The following is a 4,652-nucleotide window of genomic DNA, read 5'->3' as shown; positions in this document are numbered from 1 at the left end:
TGAGCGCTAGAAGCTTTAACTGCCTTGATAAAGCTGAGATTAGATTTATCGGCGAGCTTGCTTTGATGGATGAAAACGAGCTAAAAGAGCTTAAAAATTTAGGCAAAAAATCTCTCGACGAGATCAAAGCCGTTATGCAAGAGATCGGATATCCGGTCGGCGGCGACCTAGGCGGCGGCAAAGAGCAACTCAAGAAAAAAATCGCCGACCTAAAATCACAAATGAGTGCAAAAGAGTAAAAGGAAGATAAATGAGACACGGTCACGGATACAGAAAACTAGGTAGGACGTCGACTCACCGTTCGGCTCTACTTAAAAATTTAGCTATCGCTATCATCAAAAGCGAAAAGATAGAGACGACCTTGCCTAAGGCAAAAGAGTTGAGAAGCTATATCGAAAAGCTAATCACTAGAGCGAGAAAAGGCGACAGTAACGCTCATAGAGCGGTTTTTGCTAGCCTGCAGGATAAAGAAACTACGAATAAGCTAGTAACTGAGCTAGCTCCAAAATTCGTAGGCAAAAACGGCGGATATACGCGCATCGTTAAGACTCGCGTTCGCCGAGGCGATGCTGCTGAGATGGCTTATATCGAGCTAATCAAAGAATAATTTTTAGAGAGCTTCGGCTCTCTTTTTTTTTTTCAATTTACATATTTTAGTTACCTTAAAGCCCCTTTAGTCTTTCATATCAGTTAAATTTATTTACTAGCCTATTTTATTGTTTGCAATTCCGTATATATACGGAAAATACTAAAATTTATAGCTAGTTTTATTTTGACTTCTGCCACAATTCTAAGTACAAATTTACTTTTTGGGATTAGCTTGTACTAGATGCTTAATATACTAAATTTATATAATATCTAAAAGCGGTTTTTTGATTATGCAACAGCCGTTTGTATAGTTGTCTTGAGGTTTATTTTGTAGACTTGAGTCTTGCCGCTATTTTGTTTTTATGGCTATGGCCATCTTTTAAATTTGACTCACTTATACATAGAATCGCTTAAAGCTCCAAATTTATCCAAGTCAAAAATAGCGGCCAAAACGTCAAACTCATAGCGTATTTAAAATTTTATCTGCTATAATATCTCAAAAATTTAAAGGTTAAAAATGATCCCATTTACCGATGAAGAGCTTTTAAAGCCCGTAAAAGCAAGCCTACAAAAGGTTTTGCCTATGCTTGAAAACGACGGCGGAGGCATGGAGCTGCTAGGCATCAAAAACGGCAAAATTTACGTTCGCCTTACCGGCCACTGCCATGGCTGTGCGGCTAGTTCGACTACGCTAAAATACGGCATCGAGCGCCAGCTCCGTATGGATATCCACCCTGAGCTAGAGGTCGTAAACATCCCTATCAGCGAGGAAGTTAAATTTGATTGATTACAAAAAGGCGGGCCTAAAAGCGTTTAACAAGGGCGAATTTGACGCCGCAGCGAGCTATTTTTCACTTGCCTACGACAAAAAACCGGACAAAAAGCTACTTTTCCTCATTATGCTTTGCTCGCTTGCTAAGACTCGCCGCGACGAGGCGATGACGCTTTTTGAGATATTTAAGCTAAAAGATAAGCTTGGTATGAGCCCGGACGAGCTGGAGGAAATTTTAGGCGCGCTTGAGGCAAAATTTGGCGACGACGAGAGCCTTGAGGAGCAAAACGCCATCAGCTATGCGGATTTTATGGATGCGGTTAGGCGCGGCGGATTTAAAAGCACCTTTGAGGACATCATGTTTTCCACGCGCGTGATGATCGACAACCGCGACGATTTTCTCGAGTTTTTGCAAAATCTTATCAAAAACGGCTTCATCGAAATGGGGCTAAACTACATCGAGACCGCAGCCGTAATGTTTGCCGGCGACGAGCGACTAAGCGCCCTGGCTCGCGAAATCAACGAAAAGGCCGAAAGTGAAAATTTACGTTAAAGAAGGCTTCGTCACCGACAACTCGAACGAATGCGAAGCGGGTTGCTGTTTCGTAAAAACGGCGACGAACGCCAAATTTGAAGCCGCCGCCGAAGCAAAGGGCGCAAAAATCATAAATTTGGCCGAGTGCAAGCGGCTGCTAGGCATCAACGAGAACATCAAAATCATCGGCATCACGGGTACGAACGGCAAAACCACGACCGCAGCGGTTATATGCGCTACGCTGTTAAATTTAGGCTACGGATGCGGCCTGTGCGGCACTCGCGGCGCTTTTATAAACGGCGAACGCATCGACGACAAGGCACTAACGACGAGCGAAATTTTACGCACGCTTAGCTACCTCAAAGCCGCTAGCGAGCGAGGTTGCGATTACTTCGTGATGGAGGCTAGCTCGCACGCCATCGCGCAAAAACGTATCGAGAGCCTAGAATTTGCGATGAAAATTTTTACGAATTTGACCCAAGACCACCTCGACTACCACGGCACGTTTGAGGAGTATGCGCGAGTAAAGAGCGAGTTTTTCGCAGACGACGCGCCAAAACTCATAAATATAGACGATTGCGGCGGGATCAAATTTAATCCAGCAAACGCCCTAACTTACGCGCTTCATGCGGACGCGGACTTCGCGCCTGGCGAGTATTCGCTAGAAGGTGGCATACGCGCGACGCTAAAGACTCCGCGCGGGCAAATGGCGCTAAGCTCAAATTTGCACGGCGAATTTAACCTCTACAACCTCATAGCAGCCGTCTCTTGCGTCGCGACGCTGACGGATAGGCCACTAGATGAGATCGCGCGCGCCGCGGCAGAATTTGACGGCGTCGAGGGGCGCATGGAGGTCGTGAGCCGCGAGCCGCTCGTGATCGTGGACTTTGCGCACACTCCAGACGGCATCGAAAAGGTGCTAAACGCGCTTCGCCATCGCAAAATCGTTGCGGTTTTTGGCGCCGGAGGTGACAGGGATCGCACCAAACGCCCTAAAATGGGCGCAATAGCGCAAAAATACGCGCACAGGCTCGTCGTCACCAGCGATAATCCCCGAAGCGAAGAGCCGGAAAGCATCATCGCCGAGATCTGTGGCGGCCTAGAGATGAACGAGCGCGTAAAATGCATCGCAAACCGCAAAGATGCGATAAAATACGCGCTTGAAAGCCTCGCACGGGATGAAATTTTGGTGATTTTAGGTAAGGGCGACGAAACCTATCAAGAGATCAAGGGCGTAAAATATCCGTTTAGCGATAAGCAAGTCGTACGCGAACTTTTGGACGGTCGCGCCTAAATTTACGGACAAAACGGCGACGAAATAAGGGTAAATTCGAGTAAAATTTACCTTTGTTTGCGTCTAAATTTCTATTTTTATCACCAAACGGCGTCAAATTTATCGCATTTTTTATCGCTCGCGCAAATGCCTCTAAAATCAAATTTAATCACAAATTTAACTCCGAATTTTATCGCGTCAAGCAAGCAAAAACGAATCGCCGCGGCTATATAAAGTTGCTTTTTGCGGCTAAATTTATAGTATAATTTTCCCAAAAACACAAAGGACTGCCGATGAAAATCGAAATTTTATCAAGCAAAATCCACCGCGCACGCGTGACGGACGCTAACCTCAACTACGTAGGCTCGGTCACGATCGGACCTGAGCTTATCGAGGCTGCGGGGCTTTGCGAATACCAAAAAGTCGAGATCCTAAACGTCAATAACGGCGAGCGTTTCGCTACATACGTGATCCGCGGCGAGAAAAAGGGCGAGATCTGCCTAAACGGCGCGGCCGCGCGCAAAGTCTGCGTCGGCGACGTCGTCATCATCGTTGCTTACGCGCTTCTTAGCGCCAAAAAAGCAAGAGATTTCGAACCAAAAATCGTGCAGGTAAACGAGAAAAACGAGATCGTAAAATAATATACGCCCAAATTTGCCGTCTCTGCGGCGGTAGGTTTAAATTTACGTTTTATGGCGACGAGCTAAATTTGCGATAAGGTCTAGGCTGGTGCGGCGCGACGGTCATTCGCAAGCGGACGAAAGGCGAACGTGCTAAATAGCAGTTTGTTTAAATTTACCGCCGTTTGGCGTTAAATTTGACGCGGTCAGTAAAATTTGGCGAAAATGGGCAAAATTTTGCGCCTGAATTTAAAAGGATTCGCAAAATGGTAGCGATTTATTTCAGCTCCACGGGCAATACGAAGCATTGCGTGGAGAGATTTATAGAGCGTCTGGGCGGCGATATTCCCGCGGTTTCGATCGAGGACGAGGCCTGCAGCGAGCTACTAAAGCACCACGATGACGTGATCCTCGCCTATCCTGTTTACTTTAGCGACCTGCCGCAGATCGTGCGCGAGTTTATTTGCGAAAACAGCGCGAATTTTCGCGGCAAAAACGTCTTTATCATCGCTACGATGGAGATTTTTAGCGGCGACGGAGCGGGCTGCGCGGCTAGGATCCTAAGGCGAGCGAGCGCGAAGATAACGGGCGGCACACACATCAGAATGCCCGCGTTTATCCTCGACGTGGCGATTTTTAGCTATTCGGCGCAGAAAAACGAGCGCCTGATCAAGGAGGCGAACGCCAAGCTGCAGCGCGCCTCGGAGGCATTTGCCGCGGGTAAGCCGCCGCAAGAGGGGTTGGGCGTGCTATGCCGTATCGCGGGGCTTTTGGGGCAGCGACTATGGATGAAGATTTGGGGCAAAACGCCGTTTGCCAGACGCAAACCGACCCTCGATACGTCGCCGTGTAGCGGCTGCCGAG

7 protein-coding genes are annotated in these 4,652 nt (G+C 47.5%); all 7 read left to right on the top strand.

What is annotated here, in order from left to right; translation table 11 throughout:
• The coding region (locus tag Q0546_RS04165) for a DNA-directed RNA polymerase subunit alpha C-terminal domain-containing protein (protein WP_298790798.1) at positions 1 to 239 on the top strand (239 nt) is incomplete at its 5' end.
• A gap of 11 nt (positions 240 to 250) precedes the next feature.
• On the top strand, positions 251 to 607 hold the full coding sequence (gene rplQ / locus Q0546_RS04160) for a 50S ribosomal protein L17 (protein WP_298790796.1): 357 nt from the start codon (positions 251 to 253) through the stop codon (positions 605 to 607).
• Positions 608 to 1,105: 498 nt separating this feature from the next.
• The gene (locus Q0546_RS04155; protein ID WP_298055989.1) at positions 1,106 to 1,375 is read left to right on the top strand and encodes a NifU family protein; all 270 of its coding nucleotides are present in this window, start codon (positions 1,106 to 1,108) and stop codon (positions 1,373 to 1,375) included.
• Entirely contained in the window at positions 1,368 to 1,913 is a 546-nt protein-coding gene (locus tag Q0546_RS04150) for a histidine kinase (RefSeq protein ID WP_298790794.1), read from the top strand. The genes Q0546_RS04155 and Q0546_RS04150 overlap by 8 nt, the downstream gene beginning before the upstream one ends.
• Positions 1,897 to 3,189: a UDP-N-acetylmuramoyl-L-alanyl-D-glutamate--2,6-diaminopimelate ligase gene (locus Q0546_RS04145; protein ID WP_298790793.1), complete on the top strand. Its 1,293-nt coding sequence runs from the start codon at positions 1,897 to 1,899 to the stop codon at positions 3,187 to 3,189. Before Q0546_RS04150 ends, Q0546_RS04145 begins: the two co-directional genes overlap by 17 nt.
• A gap of 272 nt (positions 3,190 to 3,461) precedes the next feature.
• Positions 3,462 to 3,809, top strand: coding sequence for an aspartate 1-decarboxylase (panD, locus tag Q0546_RS04140; RefSeq protein ID WP_298056000.1), 348 nt, complete (start codon positions 3,462 to 3,464; stop codon positions 3,807 to 3,809).
• 245 nt (positions 3,810 to 4,054) lie between these two features.
• A partial coding sequence (locus Q0546_RS04135; protein WP_298790792.1) for an EFR1 family ferrodoxin occupies positions 4,055 to 4,652 on the top strand: 598 nt, incomplete at its 3' end.

The sequence above is a fragment of the uncultured Campylobacter sp. genome, from assembly GCF_937997465.1.
Lineage (GTDB): Bacteria > Campylobacterota > Campylobacteria > Campylobacterales > Campylobacteraceae > Campylobacter_A.
The sequence above is the reverse complement of the archived record's forward strand: the minus strand, read 5'-3'. Positions and strand labels throughout refer to the sequence as shown.